Annotated in this window: 14 protein-coding genes; 2 read left to right on the top strand and 12 right to left on the bottom strand. The window is 72.4% G+C overall.

All coding sequences use genetic code 11. The annotated features are described in order from the left end of the window. Position 1: 1 nt before the first annotated feature. From G6R20_RS10895 to G6R20_RS10880, 4 genes are all read right to left on the bottom strand, one after another. Entirely contained in the window at positions 2-1,177 is a 1,176-nt protein-coding gene (locus G6R20_RS10895; protein WP_154829866.1) for an ABC transporter substrate-binding protein, read from the bottom strand. Between the two features lie 161 nt (positions 1,178-1,338). Further along, a complete protein-coding gene (locus tag G6R20_RS10890) occupies positions 1,339-2,286 on the bottom strand; it encodes an ABC transporter permease (protein WP_240341400.1) in 948 nt (315 codons plus the stop codon). Further along, a complete protein-coding gene (locus tag G6R20_RS10885) occupies positions 2,286-3,062 on the bottom strand; it encodes an ABC transporter ATP-binding protein (protein ID WP_154829864.1) in 777 nt (258 codons plus the stop codon). The genes G6R20_RS10890 and G6R20_RS10885 overlap by 1 nt, the downstream gene beginning before the upstream one ends. Next, positions 3,059-4,444: an amidohydrolase family protein gene (locus tag G6R20_RS10880; protein WP_240341399.1), complete on the bottom strand. Its 1,386-nt coding sequence runs from the start codon at positions 4,442-4,444 to the stop codon at positions 3,059-3,061. Before G6R20_RS10880 ends, G6R20_RS10885 begins: the two co-directional genes overlap by 4 nt. Positions 4,445-4,741: 297 nt before the next feature. On the opposite strand from G6R20_RS10880, the gene G6R20_RS10875 reads away from it, so the two are divergent. Beyond that, on the top strand, positions 4,742-5,365 hold the full coding sequence (locus tag G6R20_RS10875; RefSeq protein ID WP_163376390.1) for an XRE family transcriptional regulator: 624 nt from the start codon (positions 4,742-4,744) through the stop codon (positions 5,363-5,365). Between the two features lie 413 nt (positions 5,366-5,778). Next, the gene (locus G6R20_RS10870; RefSeq protein ID WP_163376389.1) at positions 5,779-7,443 is read left to right on the top strand and encodes an HNH endonuclease signature motif containing protein; all 1,665 of its coding nucleotides are present in this window, start codon (positions 5,779-5,781) and stop codon (positions 7,441-7,443) included. Positions 7,444-7,454: 11 nt separating this feature from the next. Here the strand turns inward: G6R20_RS10870 and G6R20_RS10865 are convergent, their stop codons facing one another. The 8 genes from G6R20_RS10865 to G6R20_RS10830 form a co-directional block, all read right to left on the bottom strand. Continuing rightward, positions 7,455-9,008 carry an NAD(P)/FAD-dependent oxidoreductase gene (locus G6R20_RS10865; protein ID WP_163376388.1) on the bottom strand — a complete coding sequence of 518 codons (1,554 nt, stop codon included), beginning with the start codon at positions 9,006-9,008 and terminating at the stop codon, positions 7,455-7,457. A 173-nt stretch (positions 9,009-9,181) separates the two neighbouring features. Continuing rightward, positions 9,182-9,961: an alpha/beta fold hydrolase gene (locus G6R20_RS10860; RefSeq protein ID WP_163376453.1), complete on the bottom strand. Its 780-nt coding sequence runs from the start codon at positions 9,959-9,961 to the stop codon at positions 9,182-9,184. A 17-nt stretch (positions 9,962-9,978) separates the two neighbouring features. Further along, positions 9,979-11,043: an isopenicillin N synthase family oxygenase gene (locus G6R20_RS10855; RefSeq protein WP_163376387.1), complete on the bottom strand. Its 1,065-nt coding sequence runs from the start codon at positions 11,041-11,043 to the stop codon at positions 9,979-9,981. A 154-nt stretch (positions 11,044-11,197) separates the two neighbouring features. Then, positions 11,198-12,253 carry an allantoicase gene (gene alc, locus G6R20_RS10850; protein WP_163376386.1) on the bottom strand — a complete coding sequence of 352 codons (1,056 nt, stop codon included), beginning with the start codon at positions 12,251-12,253 and terminating at the stop codon, positions 11,198-11,200. Continuing rightward, entirely contained in the window at positions 12,250-13,635 is a 1,386-nt protein-coding gene (gene allB / locus G6R20_RS10845; RefSeq protein ID WP_163376385.1) for an allantoinase AllB, read from the bottom strand. Before allB ends, alc begins: the two co-directional genes overlap by 4 nt. Next, a complete protein-coding gene (locus G6R20_RS10840; protein ID WP_163376384.1) occupies positions 13,632-15,005 on the bottom strand; it encodes an aldolase in 1,374 nt (457 codons plus the stop codon). The genes allB and G6R20_RS10840 overlap by 4 nt, the downstream gene beginning before the upstream one ends. A 129-nt stretch (positions 15,006-15,134) precedes the next feature. Then, positions 15,135-16,298: an XdhC/CoxI family protein gene (locus tag G6R20_RS10835; protein WP_163376383.1), complete on the bottom strand. Its 1,164-nt coding sequence runs from the start codon at positions 16,296-16,298 to the stop codon at positions 15,135-15,137. A 47-nt stretch (positions 16,299-16,345) separates the two neighbouring features. After that, complete coding sequence (locus G6R20_RS10830; protein WP_096906805.1) at positions 16,346-16,633, bottom strand: metalloregulator ArsR/SmtB family transcription factor; 288 nt, start codon at positions 16,631-16,633, stop codon at positions 16,346-16,348. Positions 16,634-16,691: the final 58 nt, after the last annotated feature.

Raw genomic sequence — 16,691 nt, 5'->3', positions numbered from 1 at the left:
ATCAGTTCATCCCGATGGCCGGGTCGATGAACTGGTTGGTGGCGACGGTCTCGGGCGAGACGTCCTCGGCGATCGCGACGTCGGCGGCCTCGTAGACGCCCTTGACCTTGGCCACCATGTCGGCGAGGCGCGCGTCGTCGAAGTCACCGATCGTGGCGTTGGGTCCGTTGCCCACCAGTTCGCGCTCGAGCATGGCCTCGACGGCGAAGTCGGCCAGCTCAGCGCTGTAGACCCAGCCGGTGTTGAACTGCTCGACGGCGTCCACGATCACGGCGTTGGTGCGGGCCGGGTCCTCGAAGTACTCGACCTCGGCCTGCTGCAGTACGGGCACCAGCTTCTCCAGGCACGCCGCGCTGTCCTCGAGCTCGGCGCTGCGCACGGCCATCATCGACTTGTAGATCGGGTAGCCCAGGTCGTGGAGCAGCTGGTACTTCACCGGCTTGCCCCATTCGGCGACCTCGTTCTCGTAGATGAACGGCTCGGCGCTGGCGAAGCCCTGCTGGGCGACCGCACCGCCGGAGGCGACGAAGTTCGAGGGCGAACCGTCGTAGCTGCCGTCGACCTGGGCGGGGTCGAGGATGCCCTCGCCGAGGAGGTAGTCCATGTAGGCGTTGCCCTCGAAGTACAGGACCCGCGTGTTCTCGTCCTTGAGGTCGCTGACGGTCTCGACGTCCGGGTAGGTCTCGGGGTCCCACATGATCATCTGCGGGTTGATGTCCAGCGGTGCGAAGACGCCGATGGTGGGGTTGTTCAGCGAGTTCTGGACCGCCTGGTCGGCGTCCACGTAGCCGAGCATGATGTCGGTGTCCTGGTACATCTGCGCGGTGACCTGCTGGAACCCGATCGCGGGGCCGCCGGCCCGGACCTCCACGTCCACTCCGGTGTACTCACCGGAGGCGAACAGCGGCCCGGAGACCGACTTGGCGCCGGCGTCGATGGTCGGATCCGGCCCGAGGAGTTCGTAGACGTGACCGTGCTCGGCCTCGGGGTTCCAGTCCGTCTGGACCACGACCTTCTCGGGGCAGACCTCGCTGAGGTCGACCGCGCCGATCTCCCCGCTGTACCCGGAGGAGGCCTCCGCGGACTCGGAGCCGCCGCAGGCGGTGAGCGTGACGGCGCCTAGCGTGCAGAGCGCGGCCACGGAGACGGCGGTACGGGGGGCGGTGGTGCGTCGCATGGGTACTCCTGGGTGTGGGTGACGGAAGGGAAGAGGTGAGGTGCGGTGAGACTGAATTGCCGTATTGATGTGATCAATAAAGAAGAGTGAACCGCTGCCGTGTTTCAGTGGTGTTGCGGGTTCGCTCGGGAGTCGTTACGGCTGGTCGCCGGGCGTTACGACTAGCGGTCGGCGTCCGGGTTGTACCAGCGCCCCACGACCCGGCGGGACAGCAGACCGAAGAACAGGAACACGGCCACACCGAGCAGGGAGGCCAGGATGATCGAGGCGAACAGTTCCGGCGACTGCAGGCGGGCGCGGAAGGTGTCGATGAGGATGCCGATGCCCGGGTCGCCCTGCTTGAAGAAGAAGTCGCCGACGATCGCACCGACCACCGACAGGCCGGCCGCCACGCGCAGGCCCTCGAACAGGGCGGGCAGTGCCGCCGGGGCCTCGAGCTTGCGCAGCACCGTCAGACGCCCGGCGTGGTGGAGCGTGAACAGCCGGCGCAGGCCCGGGTCCACGGATTTGAGACCGAACAGCGTGTTGGACACGATCGGGAACAGCGCGATCAACACGCACACGAACACCCGGGCGGTGAACCCGAACCCGAACCAGAAGCCGATCAGCGGCACCAGCGCGAGGATCGGGATGCACTGCAGCACCACCGCGTAGGGGAACAGCGAGCGCTCGGCCCACTTCTCCTGGCTCATGATGATCGCCCACGCGACGCCGATCACGAACGCGATCGCCAACCCCGTCAGCGCGACGGTCGCGGTGCGCCCGAGCGCCTCGAGCATGCCCGAGATGCTGGGCCCGAACAGCCCGTCGGTGACCACCACGTGCGGCGCCGGCAGCAGGAACCGCCGCGACGGCTCGAGCACCCCGTAGCTCACGAAGTACCACAGGCCCAGCACCGCGGCCAGGACCGCCAACGGGCCGCCGTAGCGGACCACGGGCCCGTCGGCCGAGAGGCGAAACCGGGGGCGGGCGGGGCCGGCGGCGGGGGCTCCCCCGGCCGGTTCGGCCACCGGGCCGCGGCCCACGTCAGCGGCGGTGACCTTGTCGTCGTCGTCGTCGCTCTTCACGGTCGCGCGGGCGGTGATTCCGTTCATCAGTGTGCCTCTCATCAGTGCGCCTCCTCGAGTGCCTGGGAAACCTCGCCGACGAGGTTCATGTAGTCCGTCGTGTAGCGGATCTCGGGGTCGCGCTCCGGACCGAACGGCACGTCCACCGAATGTGTGATGCGCCCCGGCCGGCCGGACATCACCACCACGCGCGTGGACAGATACACCGCCTCGGCGACCGAGTGCGTGATGAACAGCCCGGCGAACCGCTTGGCCGCGAACAGCCCGAGCAGCTCGTCGCCGAGGCGCTGCCGGGTGATCTCGTCCAGCGCGCCGAACGGCTCGTCGAACAGGAACAACTCCGGGTCGAGGGTCAGCGAGCGGGCCAGCGAGACACGCATCTTCATGCCGCCCGACAGCTCCCGCGGCAGCGACTTCTCGAACCCGGCCAGGCCCACCAGTTCGATCGCCGCCGCCGCGCGGTCACGGCGTTCGGTGCGGCCGATGCCGTCGAGCTCGGCGAGCATCTCCACGTTCTGCTCGACCGTCCGCCACGGCAGCAGGGTGGCGTCCTGGAAGACGTAGCCGATGCGGTCGGTGCCGGTCTGCATGTAGCCGTCGGTGTGGGTGGCGAGCCCGGACGCGAGGCTGAGCAGCGTGGACTTGCCGCAGCCGGACGGGCCCACGACGCTGACGAACTCGCCGGCGCGGATCCGCAGGTCCACGCCGTCGAGAGCGCGGGTACCGTTGGGGTAGGTCACGCCGACGCCGTCGAATCCGAGGATCTCGCTGCCGGGCCGGGCGGCCTGCGCCGCCCGCATGTCGGTGGGTGTGGTCATCGGGTCTCCTCGTAGGTGGGTGTCGGTCGGTGGGTGGTGGGGGTTCGGCCGTCGGGCGGCTGGGCACGGGGCGAGGTGACGCCGCACGGCGCGACACCGGGGTCGACGACGACGAGGACCTCCCTCGCCGCCACCACGCAGCCCGCGCGCAACACGATCCGGTCGGGTGGCGCGTCGGCGATCACGTCGTCGAGCCCGCCCGCCCGGACCAGCAGCAGGTCGGCCCGGAGGCCGGGCGAGGGGCCGGCGGGCGGCAGACCCATGACCTCGCGGGCGCCGCCCGTGACGAGCTGCCAGGCGGTGTCCATGTCGAGGTGGGCGGCCACGATCAGCAGCATCGCCGTCTCGGTGGCGTCGGAGCGGCCGACCGGGTTGAACGGGTCGCGCACGTTGTCGGCGCCGGCGGCGACGGTCACGTCGGTCTCGAGCAGGGCCCGCACCGGGGGCAGGCCGCGCGGGACCGAGGTGCAGCCGGTGCGGCCCTGCAGGTACAGGTTGGTGATCGGCAGCGTCACCACCCCGACGTCCGCCCTGCCCAGCGCGCCGGCCGCGCGGGATTGGCCCGCCGCGTCGAGCGAGCCGATCCGGCAGCAGTGCCCGGCCGTGCGGATCTGCCCCGCGGGCCAGGACGCGACGCGCTCGGTGAACACCTCGAGCATGGCGTGGTCGCCGTCGAGGAACTCGTCCACGTGCAGGTCGATGCCGGTGCCCAGCTCCTCGGCGAGGTCCACCAGCCGGTGCGTCTCGGAGACCGGGTCGGTGGAGATGTGCGGGGCCCCGCCGATGAGGTCGGCGCCGGCCGCGATCGCGGCGCGCGCCCGGTCCGCCGGGTCGACCTCGTTGACCATCACCGAGATCTGCAGGTCCATCACGCCGGCCAGCTCGTCGCGGACGCGGACGAGAGCGCGGACGCCGCGCAGCGGGTCGTGGTCGTCGTGCAGGTCCACGTGGCTGCGCACCGCGGTCGTCCCGTTGGCCACGAGCTTGCGCGCCGCGGCCAGGGCGCGGGCGTGGATCTCGTCCTCGTCGACCGTCGCGGCGTAGGCCCGCCACGCGTCGATCGCGGCGCCCAGATCGCAGCCCGGCGGCCGCGTGGCGCCCCAGCTCAGGGCCTTGTCGAGGTGGGCGTGCGGCTCCGCGGGCGCGGTGAGCACCATGTAGCCGCGGGCGTCGATCACCGATTCGCCCCCGGTAGGACCACCGCGCGTCGGGGTGGCCCCCGCGTCCGTCACGGCCACGACCACCCCGTCGACGATGTCCACGTCGACCACCCGACCGCCCTGCAGTCGCGCCCCCGCGATGCGGTCCACGTGGCGCGCCGCGGCTCGCTCGGCCCCGACTCCGCGCTGTGCATCGCGCTGTGTCGCTCGTCGTGGTTCCATCGTTCCCCTCCTCTGCCGTCGGCTCCGTCCCACCGGCCCGGTCTCCCTGATCGCCTGCGGCACTTGTGCATCCGACCCCGGGGCGGGATAGTGACCCCGGGTATTGATCGGATCAATAATGATGAGTGTGGTGGCCCCGTGTTTCGGCGGCATTACCCCGCTGTTCCGGCGTGGTTCCGGTGTCCGCCAGTTCCGCGCCGACGCGACTACCTGCACGAATACTGACCCCGGCAGACCGCGTCCCACCAGATCCCGCCCCGCCAGACCCCGACCCGCCCCAACCGCACGGGAGGCCCCATGACCACCGCACGAGGCGACTCGCTGGACCGTCTCGGCGCGCGCATCCGGCACCACCGCCGCCAACTCGGACTGACGCTCGTTGAGGTGGCCGACCAGGCCGGGATCTCGCAGCCCTTCCTCAGCCAGATCGAGCGCGGCAAGGCGGCCCCGAGCATGTCCACGCTCGAGGGGCTCGCCCACGCCCTGGGCACGACCCAGGCCCACCTCCTCGACGCGGTCAACACAGGCGGGGCCTCCGACCCCGGCGGCGCCGGCGGCTCCGGCGGCTCCGGCCAGGACCCGGCCCATTCCGACCGGGTCGACGTCCAGCGCTCCACCGAGGGCGCCACCCTGACCCGGGCGGAGGGCACGGTCGGCGGTCACACCCGACTCCTGCCCGGAGGCCCGGGGGGCACGCAGTTCCTCGAGTTCGTGGAGACCAACCACGTCCCGGGCCGGTTCTTCGAACACCCCGGCCAGGAATGGCTCTACGTCACCCGGGGCACCGTCCTGCTCGAGGTCGGCGATTCGCTCACCCGACTCGAGGCGGGCGACGTCGCGAGGTACAACGGCGCCCTCCCCCATCGCTGGTACGTCCCCGACGGCAGCGAGGCATGCCTCATCGTCGCCCGACCGGGTTGAAACCGGCCCCGACGCGCTGACCTGCGGCGCCCTGCAGACGGCGAGCTGGGCACCGCAGGTCAGACGGCGTGCACTCCTGCCAGTACCGCGCCTGCCAGTACCGCAGCGTCGACCACCCGACCCCTCCGCGCGCGATTCGCCGCGTCCGACTCACCTCCCCCGATTCCCCACGACACCGGCAGCCCGAGCTCGCCGGCGCCGGCTCGCGCAGACCTCCCACCTGCGGTGCCCTGCGAGGGGCGCGCAGGGCACCGCAGGTCAGAGGGCACCGCAGTCAGTGGGCGCCGGGCGTGGCGGTCAGGAAACGACGACGACTGGCTTGGCCCTCTCCTCCCACGCCGGTCGTACTCGACAGCACTTTCGATAACACGAGTGATGCGCACACTGTCGTACCTAGAACATACGGTCGAATCATGACCACCACCTCCACGCCCGACGCCCACGATTCCACCGTCCCTGACGCCTCCGGCGACCCCGATGCAACCGGCGACCCCGTAGCCCCCGCCGCGCCTGCCCCACTCGTGCCGCCGAAGGGGTTCACGACCGCCACGGGTCCCGCCGTCGACGTGATCGTCCCAGAGGCCTACGCCCGGTGGGATCCACATCAACAGCGCGGATATCTCGCCCAACGCCTGATCAACGCGGCGGAGGGACGCACCGTCGCCTTCGCCTATGACTGCGTCCGGGTCGCGGGACAGCGCGACCGCCACCGGGACCCGTGGGAGACCGCCGCCTCGATGGTCAGCGCCTCGATGGCGTTGTCCCGGCACGGCGCCTCGCGTCTGGTCACCACCGCGGTCGAGTTGACCGAGCGGCTCCCCCGTACCGCCGCCCTGCTCGCGACCGGATGGATCGGCATCCTCGCCGCCCACACGATCGCCGAGGAGACCGCGATGGTCTCCGATGAACTCATGCCCGAACTCGACAGGCGGATCAGTGAGGCACTGGCTCCCACCAGACGCCGCACTCACCCACCGAGACTCGGTCCGCTACGAAAGATGCTCACCAAAGCCGTCTCGGCGTGCGACCCGGTCGGGGCCGACGCCAGGGCGAGGGAGGCGCGGCGGGACCAGGATGTCGAGATGGTGCCGCTGGCCGACGACAGGGCCCTCATCACAGCGCACCTCACCGCAGAGACCGCCGTGGAGATCGCCGACCGCATCGAGGCCCTCGCGCGCACCGCCTCCGAGGACGACCCGCGTTCTCTCGGTGAGTTGCGTGCCGCGGGCCTCTTGGCGCTGAGTCGCGGGTGGGCCTGCCTGCCCGACGTCGACGGCGAACACCCCGGTGACCCGGACGGACAGGCGGCCGCTCGGCGGGTGACCATCTACGCCTACGACGACGGTAGTCCGGACAACCGTGGCCTCACGCTGGCCGGCTACGGGCCGATCACCGGTCACACCGCCGACCAGCTGGAGCGCAGCGCTCGTCGCCGGATCGACTCACTGGCAGATCTCGCGGACCCCGACTGCTACGCGGCCCGGCGGTACACGCCCTCCGAGGCGTTGGCACGCTTCTGCAAGGGCCGCGACGGCACCTGTGTCTTCCCCGGTTGCCAGACGCCGGCCGAGAAGACCGACCTCGACCACATCATCCCGTTCGACCATGACAACCCGGAGTGCGGCGGGCACACCACGTCCGATGATCTCGGCTCCCTCTGCCGCTTCCACCACCGACTCAAGACCGAGGGAATCTGGGCTTACTACCGGGACATCGACGGAACCTACGTCTGGCTCCACGGCCCCAATCACCCGGAGGCCGATCCGGGAACGCGCATCACGACGGCCCCCGGTGGACCGCTGGCCGCGCTCGCCCCGCCGCGGCATCCGGAGTCCAGCCGACGGCAGCAGGACGCGGCCGAAGCCGGCAGGACCGGCAGCGGCTCACCGGCGTCGAGGAGGCGCCCCCACCTGCGTCACCGCCGCGCGGCGGAGCGCAGCAGGCTGCGGGCCCAGGCGCACCATCGTCGACAGGAACCCCGGTCAGGGCGTCCGCAGCGCTCGGCTCCCCCGCAGGATGACCGGCCCCAGCAGGACCAGCCGCGGTCCTCGGCGTTCGACGATGAGCCGCCGTTCTGATGGCGGGGCCGTCAGTAGCGGGGTCTCGTCGGGTACCAGCCGTCGTCGGGGCGGTGCGGGCCGATCGACCGGACCTCGCGGAACTCGAAGCCCGCGAAGTCGTCCGCGAGGCGGTCCCAGTTCTCGCGAGTGATCGCGGTGGTGACCGCCCCCGCGATGCGACCGACACCTCCGTAGATGCCGGACAGCTGGTTTCCGGTGACGCCCATGGACGTGCGCGCGCCGGTCGAGAAGTGGTGCAGCCTGGTCACCCAGGGCGCGGAGCCCGGTCGGCGTTCGGTGAACTCGAAACCCGGTCCGAGGTAGGGGTTGCGTCCTGCCGGGTGGTCGGCGGCGAAGTCGTGCACGTCGGCCCACAGGGCGATGTCGTCGACGAACTCCGCGAGCTCCGGGCGCAGTCGCAGGTCGACCTCGTACCCGGTCGCGGCGATCACCACATCGGCGTGGAACCGGCCGGCGGGGGTGACGATGGCGAGCTCGGTCCCGCCCGCGCCGTCGTCGACCACCGCGACCGAGTCCCAGGCACAGCCTGTGCGCAGTGCGAAGTCGGGATGGGCGAAGCACCGCCACACCGTGTGCTGGGTCGGCGGCTGCGGCAAGCCCCCGCTGAGGAGGGTGAAGTCCCACTTCGCGCGATCGTCGAGGTCGTAGAAGCGTTCCTGCATGCCGGGGAACTCCATCCACCGCAGCGGGTTGGAGTCCGGGACGGTGTCCCGCTGCATGAACACCTCCGCTCGCGCGGCGCCGTGGTCGAGCGCGGTGGCGGCGTTGTCGAACCCGGAGGCTCCGCCGCCCAGGACGGCGACCCGCCGGCCGCGCAGGGCCTCGAAGTCGATCGGGTCCTCGGTGTGGAACCAGCGCTCGCGCGGCAGCGCGCGAACCATCTCCGGCACTCGCTGTCCGCCGCCGCCGCTGAGGCCGAGGGCGAACACGATCCGCCGGGCGGTCACGGTCTGGGTGGTGGCCCCGTCGGCGGCGGCCACCTCCACGACGAACGGGCCATCCGCCGTGGCGGGTCGGTGCACGGCGGTCACCCGCGTCTCGTGGCGGACCTCGATCCCCGCTGCCTCGCGATACCAGCGCAGGTAGTCGTTCCAGTCCAGGCGCGGAACGAGGTCGATCTCCTGCCACGCCTGCTCGCCGTAGACCGCCTCGAACCAGCGGCGAACGTGCAGCGACGGGACGTCGAACTCGATGCCGCGCATGTGTTTGGGGCTGCGCAGGGTGTGCATGCGTGCATAGCGGTCCCAGCAGCCCACCCGGTCGGCGGGCCCGTCGTCCACCACCAGGACCCTGTCGATCCGTTGACGGCCGAGGGCGAAGGCGGTGCCGAGCCCGGCCTGTCCGCCCCCGATGACGAGCACGTCGAGTTGCGCGCATCCGGGTTCGCGCGGAATCCAGTCGCGAGCATGGCTCGTGGTGGCGATGTCCTCGCGGACGCGCGCGGTCAGCGCGGCCAGCCTGGCGTCGGCGTCTGCGAGACGACGGGGGCTGCGGCCCGCGGTGGCGGGGCTGGTGTCGCCCGGAGTGGGCAGCGTGGGCGCGTCGGGCATCACGGAGGTCATGGACGTCTCCTGCGGCATCGGGACCCGGGTCCTGTGCCCGGGCGGACACCGCGCCGCTGCCTGACTGATGACTCGGCCGCCGGGGCGTCGGTCGCCCGGCGGCCGGGTCGGCTGGGCCGACCGCACCGTCGCGGTGTCGCCTCCGAGTCTGGCACCAGCGCTTTTCCGCCGTGTTACGCAGACGTGAGGGCGGTGTGGCGCGCCGCCCGCTCGTCGGTTCCGGCGGCCACCTCCCGGGCGAAACCCGCCAGCACTGCGCACAAGTGGCCCGGTGCGGACAGCTGCGGGACGTGGCCGGTGTGGAGCGTGACCACCCGGGCACCGGGGGTGACCTGCTGCATGCGGCGCTGCACGATGATCGGCACGGTGCGATCCCCGGTGGCTTCGACGTACAACCGCGGCACGGCGCCGAAGCGCGCAGGGGTCCAGGCGGCGGAGATCAACCGGGCGCTCTCCCGCTGCGGCCGCAACCGTCGCGCGGCGGCGATCGCCTCCCCCGCCAGAGCATCGTGGAAGAACACCGCCGCCGCGGCCTCGGGTGGGACCGAGGTCGTGCGGCCGTCGGCACTCGACTCGAGCCACCGCGTGATCCCCACGTCCGTGGGCAGGCCGATCCCGGCGCAGAGCTGCGCGAAGTCCACCCCCGAGGGCAACATCATCCCGGCGACGAAGGCGACCCCGGCGACCCGGTCCGGAATCAGTTCGGCGACCCGGGTCACCACGACCCCGCCGCCGGAATGCCCCACGAGAACGGCAGGTCGTTCGAGAAGCCGCACGAGTGCTGAGACATGGTCGGCCAGGGTGTCGAGGTCGACCACCTCGTCGTCGTCGCCGCCACCCACGCCCGGTAGCTCGACCACGAGGGGGCGGAGGCCGACCGCACGGAGCGGACCGGTGACGGTGTCCCACACCCAGCCGCCGGCCCACGCGCCGTGGACCAACACCACGTCCATCACGGTGTCGCCCCCCGTCACTGAGCCGACGCCGCCAGAACCCGGGCCGCCTCGCGAACCGCCGCGGTATTGGCCTTGCCGTGCCGGGACCCGGCGAGCTTGGCTGCGATGTGTTCGCGGACGGTGACGGACTCGTAGGCGTCGCCGTCGGTGCCCACGAACTCGGGCAGGGTGGCCACCACGGCGTCGACGTTGCCGTCGTGAAAGAACGCGGCAGAGCGGCGGCGGACGATGCGGCCGTCGACGATCGGTGGCGCCACGCGGTGCAGGGTCGACATCCACCGGTCGTTGGTCAGCCGCGCGGTGAGGTCGCCGAGGTTGACCAGCAGGCCGTCCTCCACGGGCTGGACGTCGTGCCAGCCTCCGTCGGTGCCGAGGACCTGGAGACCGGCAACCCGGTCGGCCCACAGGACCGTGACCAGACCGAAGTCGGTGTGCTCGCCCATTCCCTTGAGTTCGCCGTCGAGCGAGACGGGCCCCTCGTCGAGGGCGTAGTTGACCATGCGGAGAACGTCGATCGAGTGGTCGGTGAGCTGCTCGAAATACCCCGCGGGCTGGCCGAGGGCGTCGGCGAAGACGCGGGTGAGCGTGCGCGCGACACGGGAGGCCTCGGCGAAGTAGGCATCGACCCGCTCGCGGAAACCGGGCCGCCGGCCACCGGGGAGATCGGGCCACACGTTGATCCCGTAGTCGTCCTCCGACAGGTCCAGACCGATGAACGAGCGTGCCTCGACCCCCACGTTGAACGCCTCGAAGAAGTCGTTCATCCGCCCCGCGGACTCCACCCCGAGGCTCAAACTGAGCGACTCGCTCCTGGGCGGGCTGTACCCGCGGTTCGCATCGGCCACGCGGTAGGCCTTCTTGGCCTCGAGGGGCAGTGCGAAGAAGTCGTCGATCGCGCCGGCCAGACCGTCGATGACCGCGGGTGCCACGCCGTGTCCGACGATCTGCATGAACCCGACGGTCGAGCAGGCCTCGTCGATCTCGCGGGCGACCCGCGCGCGGTCGTCGGAGGACCCGCCGACGACGTAGGGAGACAGGTCCACCGTGGGGACGTGGAAACCGGGGTGATCAGTGGTCATGAGCTTCTCCTGTGGCGGAGTGGCCGGCCGAGGTGACGGGGGCCGGTGTGCCGGGCCGCGGCGCCCACCACGCGGGGTGGGGGCCGGTGCACGACCATGTCTACCGAGGGCGGGTTCCGTCGCCGTCACCCGCGTGTGACCACCGCATTAACGGTCAGCTCCGCGGGAGCCGGGCGGCCATCGCCTCGAGCGCGTCCGCCGTGAGCCGCCCGTGCACCCGGAGTCGCGCGATGCCGCCGTCGGGGAAGACGTCGATGCGGACGAACCGGACGGGGTCGGGGTCTGTGCCGGGCGTGTCGGGGCCGGCGGGGGCCCCGACGAGGAACCGGTGGCGGCAATCGGGCTGCAGTGGGGCGCGGGGGACCAACTCGACCCAGGTCTCGGGGCGGTCGAGGTCCTCGGCCCTGCGGATGCCGTGCAGGGACGCCGATCCGGGGGCGTTGCCGACGTAATAGGAGGTGTCGATCTCCACGTGATCGACCGTGCCCGGGCCGGCCAGGGCAATGGTGACGTGGTCGTTGCCGTCGTCGCGGCGGCGGGCGTTCTCCCAGCCCTCGCCCATGTGGCGGGAGCGGCCGGGGGCGATGATGTTGGCCGGTGACGAGTAGAACAGGTCGGAGCAGTCGACGATCCGCCCGCCGTTCTCCGCCGCCGCCAGGTCGACTGTGCCCGCCAGGAACCGGGGGTCCGGCGCGGGTTCGCCGTGCACCCGCAGCCTGGCGATGCCCCCGTCGGGGATCATCCGCAGCCGCACGTGGGTCACGGGCGTCTCGTCGGCCACCGCGTAGGCGTTGCGGGTGTCGCCCTGCGCGGGGGACGGCGGGACCAGAGGCCGCCACGATGCCGCGGCGAGCTGCTCGGCGTCCGGGTAGCCCTCGACCCACGCACCGTCGAGGGCGACCTGCGGCGGGTAGTTGCCGCGGAAGAAGGCGGTGTCCACCACGACGCCGCGGACCACGCCCGGCACCCCGAGCCGGATGATCGCCGCGTCCTCGCCCGGCGTTCGACGGCGACGGCTCTCCCAACCGTCGTAGACCTTGCCCTTGTGCCCGAACAGGGTCGGGTCGAAGACCGGCTCGCCGGGCAGGAGCAGATTCTCCTTCTCGGCGAAGAACTCGTCGTCGGCGTGGACGACCGCGCCCGCGAGGGTGCGGGAGGCCAGATCCGGCAGTGTGAGGAAGTCAGGCGTGGTGGACGGGGTCGCGGTCATGCGGGGGTCTCCATTCTGGACGAGGCCAGGGAAGGGATGGGGCGGAGCACCGGATGGCCCGCAGCCGGGCGGTCCAGGTCCACGCGGTGGCCGGCGAGGTAGACCTCGCGCACGACGCCGGCCAGGGCCCGTTCGGCGTAGGCGGTCACGGGGTTCTTGTGCTCCAGCCGCTCGGGCAGGACCACGAAGGCGTCGTCGGGGGCCAGGACCACCAGGTCCGCGCGGGCGCCGGGGCGGATAGCCCCGCGATCGGGCAGGCCGGCGAACGCGGCGGGCCCGGAGGCCATCCAACGCACCACGTCGGGCAGCCCCATCCCCCGGCGCCGGGCCTCGGACCACATGATCGGCAGGCCCAGTTGGACGGAGGCGATCCCGCCCCACGCCTCACCGAAGTCGCCGGTGTCGAATCGCTTGAGCTCGGGCACGCACGGGGAGTGGTCGGAGACCACCAGATCGATGGTCCCGTCGCGCAGCCCCTCCCACAGTCCCTCGCGGTTGCCGGCCTCCCGGATCGGCGGGCAACACTTGTAGTGGGTGGCACCGGGTTGGATCTCCTCGGCGAAGAGCGACAGGTAGTGCGGGCACGTCTCCACGGTGATCGGCAGCCCCTCGGCCTTGGCGGCGCGGATCAGTGGCAGTGCGTCGGCGGCGGACAGGTGCAGGATGTGCGCGCGGCACCCGGTGCGCCGGACGCCGTCGATCACCTGCGCCACCGCGCGGACCTCCGCCGTCACGGGCCGCGAGTCGAGGAATCCCGTGTAGGCAGGCCCGGACGGCGCGGGCTGCGCGTCGATGGTCCCGGCGTCCTCGGCGTGGACGATCAACAGGCCGTCGAACGACGCGATCTCCGCCATGGCCGCGAGCATCTGCGCCGGGTCCAGCGGCGGGAACTCGTCGATCCCGGAGTGCAGCAGGAAGCACTTGAACCCGAACACGCCGCGGTCCCACAGTTCACGCAGCCGGCCGAGGTTCTCCGGCACCGCGCCGCCCCAGAAGCCGGCGTCGACGTGCAGTTTGCCCACCGTGCTGGCGAGTTTGGCGTCGAGCGGGGCGGGGCCGGTGGTGACGGGACTGGAGTTGAGGGGCATGTCGATCAGGGTGGTCACCCCTCCGCGGGCCGCGGCGCGCGTGGCGCTGGCGAAGCCCTCCCAGTCGGTGCGGCCGGGTTCGTTGACGTGCACGTGGGTGTCGACCAGGCCGGGCAACAGGACCACGTCGCGCGCCAGGGTCACCGTGGGGGCGCCGGTGGGTGCCCGGTCGAGTGCGCCCGGGGCCACGTCGACGGTGGTGATGGTGCCGTCGACGACGACGACGAGGGCCTCCCGCTCGGCACCATCGACGATCGCCCGGTGGGCCCGGATCACCAGGTCGGGGTGGGTCATCTGCTCTCCTCGTGGTCGGTTCTCGGGTGTGTCAGCGCGGCCAAGTCGGCGCGATCGACGCCGGCGCGGGAGGTGATCTCGTCCGCGGTGACGGCCCCGCAGTCCAGGGCGCGCTGGCAGAACGCGGCCAGGGCGCGGGTGGTGGCGGGTTCGTCGAGGTATCCGGTGTTCGGGCCGGTGCCGAGGTAGGCGGCGATCCTTTCGCACGCGGCCGGCAACGAACGCCGGTAGAAGGCGTACGTCGCCGCGTACCGGGACACCAGCTGGGCGGGATGCAGGTCCCAGCCCTGGTAGAAGCCGCGGCGCAGGGAGCGGTCGACCAGCCGCGCGTGCAGCCGCCACGCCGCGTGCACGGCCTCCGCGTCGCCGACGGGCAGCCGGTTGGTCGAGCCGTCCGACAGCGCCACGCCCGTGCCCGCCGCCGCGACCTGCATGACGGCTTTGGCGTGGTCGGCGGCCGGGTGGTCCATGGCCTGGTACTCGGCGGCGATCCCGCAGGCGGCCGAGTAGTCGTAGGTGCCGTAGTGCAGGCCGATGCAGCGCCCGTCGGCGGCGTGGATCAGCCGGGCGACCAGTGCCGAACCGTCGGGGGCGCAGATCGACTGCGGGGTCTCGATCTGGATCTCGAACCGCAGGGCGCGCTCCGGCAGGCTGCACGCCGCTTCGAGGTCGCGGCAGATCCCGACCATCGCGCGCACCTGGTCGACGGACGTCACCTTGGGCACGGTGGGCCGGAACCCCGCCAACAGCGCGTCGCGATCCGGTGCGGCGGCCAGCCCGGCGACCACGCGGGTGAACGTGAGGACACCCCGGCGGCGGGTGGCCGGGTCGAGGGACCCGAACCGCACGCCCCAGAACGGCGGCGACGACGACCGCCCTGACCAGCGGGTGATCACCTCGGCCAGCACCCGGTCCACGTGCCCGTCCTCGTCGCGGTCCCGCCTCCCGGGGGGCACATCCCGCTGGGTGAAGCCGTCCTCGAAGTCGATGCGCAGGTCCTCGACCGGCTCGACCTCGAGCTTTGCCCGGACCAACGCGTGAATCGCGGGGGCGTCCGCCGGGGCCACCAGATCGCCGCCGCCGGAATCACCGCTGACCTGGGCTGCCCTGAACACCCTCTGCAGGGCAGCGGGGTCCGGCAGGTGTTCGTCGAACGCGGCGAGGGCGACCGCGCCCACGTCGCTGACGATCCGGGCGTGCACGCCATCCGCGGGCAGGTACAGGGTGTGGACGGGTTGGCGACCGGTGGGCGGCCCGGGGAACAGCTCGGCCAGCTCGGTGTCGTGGGCCGCGAGGCGAGCGTCGACGCCGGCGAGGACGACGTCTGGGTCCGGGCCGGGGCCCGTGACCGGTGTGGGGGGTGGCTTCACGGGGTACTCCTGGGAACGAGGGGGTGGGCGTGACCCGCCCGCTACACCTGTCTATCGACGCCCGGTTCCGCCTTGGTCACCCACGCGTGTCCCCCGTGTTACGCCGCGAGAGGACGCGTCCGACGGCGCTCACCGGTGGATCGCGGCGTCCATCCCCGCCAGCGGTGCCCCGGTCCCGCCCCGGCGATGGGCGACGAGCTCGGCCGCGATCGACAGCGCGGTCTCCGCGGCAGTCCGCGCGCCGAGGTCCAGCCCGATCGGCGAGCGCAGGCGCTGCAGCCCCGCCTCGGGGACCCCCTCCGCGCGCAGGTCCGTCATCCGCTGGGTGTGAGTGCGTCGGCTGCCCATCGCGCCGATGTACCCGGCGCGGGTCCGCAGCGCTTCGACCAGCAGCGGGAGGTCGAACCTCGGGTCGTGGGTGAGGACGCAGATCGCGGTGGAGGCGTCGACGCGGGTCCCGGCGAGGTACTGGTGCGGCCACCGCCGCACCACCTCGGCGGCCGCCGGGAACCGCTCGGCCGCGGCGAACACCGGCCGGGCATCGCACACCGTCACCCGGTACCCGAGCTGCGCACCGATCGGCACGAGGGCCTCGGCAAACGCGGTCGCGCCGAACACCAGCAACCGCGGCGGGTCGAGCCGGTGCAGGAAGACGCGGGTCGGCAGGGTGGCGCCGTATGCAGTGCTGTCGGCGGCAGGGTCGGCGGCAGGGTCGGCGGCAGGGTCGGCGGCAGGGTCGGCGAAGATGACGCCGGTTCCGCGCCCCTCGGCGATCGCCGCGGCCACCGGCCCGCCGGCGCAGGGCGGGGCCTCGTCGTCGTCGACCCCTGTGCCGCCGTCTCCCCCCGCCACCATCCACTGCCCGGCGCACGGGCCGTCCAGAACGGTGGCCGCGACCACGGCGTGGCCCTCGCGCGCGGCGGCGAGCAGTCGGTCAACGGGGTGCGCGGGGCCCGGCGGTGGCGCGGGGGCGAGGGGTTCGACGAACACCTCGAGCGATCCGCCGCAGGTCGGGCCCACGTCGAGGAGTCGGTCGGGGAGTTCGTCGCCGTCGGGGCCGAAGCGCGCGAGGGCGGGGCCGCCGTCGACGATGACCTGCTCGCACAGCGTGTACACCGCCGCGTCCACGCAGCCGCCGGAGACGCCACCGACCACCTCGCCGGTCGCGGAGACCGCCATCGCGGTGCCCGGGGCCAGCGGCGCCGACCCGCCCGTCGCGACGACCCGGGCCAGCGCAGACGCGACGCCGGCAGCGCGCCAGCGGGCCAGGGTCTCGGTGACGGGGATGTCCATGCGCTCAGGATGGCGAGGTCACATTGCCGAGGTGTTACCGCCGGGCTTCAGTCGTGGCGCGCGCCCATGAGGTGCAGGATCCGGTGCACGGTGTCGTCGACGAGCGTGTAGCGCACGATGCGGCCGTCGGCGTCGTCGCGGGTCGCGCTGACCCAGCCCTCGTCGCGCAGGATCCGCAGCGCCTGGGACGCCGCGTTGCGGGTGATGCCCACGGATTCCGCCAGGTCGGAGACCGTCGCGACGCCCGGCCCGGCGTGGTGCATGTGGGCCAGGAGGCCGAGGCGGGTGGGGTCGGCGAGGAGGTCGAAGCGCGCGGCCCAGTCGTTCACGTCCATCGGTTCACGTCCATCGGTTCCTCCGTAACAGCCGCGACACATTCCGCCTCTACGCTCG

It is taken from the genome of Dietzia sp. Alg238-R159 (assembly GCF_900537145.1).
Classification (GTDB): Bacteria; Actinomycetota; Actinomycetes; order Mycobacteriales; family Mycobacteriaceae; genus Dietzia; species Dietzia kunjamensis.
The sequence above is the reverse complement of the archived record's forward strand: the minus strand, read 5'-3'. Positions and strand labels throughout refer to the sequence as shown.

Excerpts from the sequence above, each read along its gene's own strand:
- G6R20_RS10895 (WP_154829866.1), bottom strand. The coding sequence starts at position 1,177 with ATGCGACGCACCACCGCCCCCCGTACCGCCGTCTCCGTGGCCGCGCTC.
- G6R20_RS10890 (WP_240341400.1), bottom strand. The coding sequence starts at position 2,286 with ATGAGAGGCACACTGATGAACGGAATCACCGCCCGCGCGACCGTGAAG.
- G6R20_RS10885 (WP_154829864.1), bottom strand. The coding sequence starts at position 3,062 with ATGACCACACCCACCGACATGCGGGCGGCGCAGGCCGCCCGGCCCGGC.
- G6R20_RS10880 (WP_240341399.1), bottom strand. The coding sequence starts at position 4,444 with ATGGAACCACGACGAGCGACACAGCGCGATGCACAGCGCGGAGTCGGG.
- G6R20_RS10875 (WP_163376390.1), top strand. The coding sequence starts at position 4,742 with ATGACCACCGCACGAGGCGACTCGCTGGACCGTCTCGGCGCGCGCATC.
- G6R20_RS10870 (WP_163376389.1), top strand. The coding sequence starts at position 5,779 with ATGACCACCACCTCCACGCCCGACGCCCACGATTCCACCGTCCCTGAC.
- G6R20_RS10865 (WP_163376388.1), bottom strand. The coding sequence starts at position 9,008 with ATGACCTCCGTGATGCCCGACGCGCCCACGCTGCCCACTCCGGGCGAC.
- G6R20_RS10860 (WP_163376453.1), bottom strand. The coding sequence starts at position 9,961 with ATGGACGTGGTGTTGGTCCACGGCGCGTGGGCCGGCGGCTGGGTGTGG.
- G6R20_RS10855 (WP_163376387.1), bottom strand. The coding sequence starts at position 11,043 with ATGACCACTGATCACCCCGGTTTCCACGTCCCCACGGTGGACCTGTCT.
- alc (WP_163376386.1), bottom strand. The coding sequence starts at position 12,253 with ATGACCGCGACCCCGTCCACCACGCCTGACTTCCTCACACTGCCGGAT.
- allB (WP_163376385.1), bottom strand. The coding sequence starts at position 13,635 with ATGACCCACCCCGACCTGGTGATCCGGGCCCACCGGGCGATCGTCGAT.
- G6R20_RS10835 (WP_163376383.1), bottom strand. The coding sequence starts at position 16,298 with ATGGACATCCCCGTCACCGAGACCCTGGCCCGCTGGCGCGCTGCCGGC.
- G6R20_RS10830 (WP_096906805.1), bottom strand. The coding sequence starts at position 16,633 with ATGGACGTGAACGACTGGGCCGCGCGCTTCGACCTCCTCGCCGACCCC.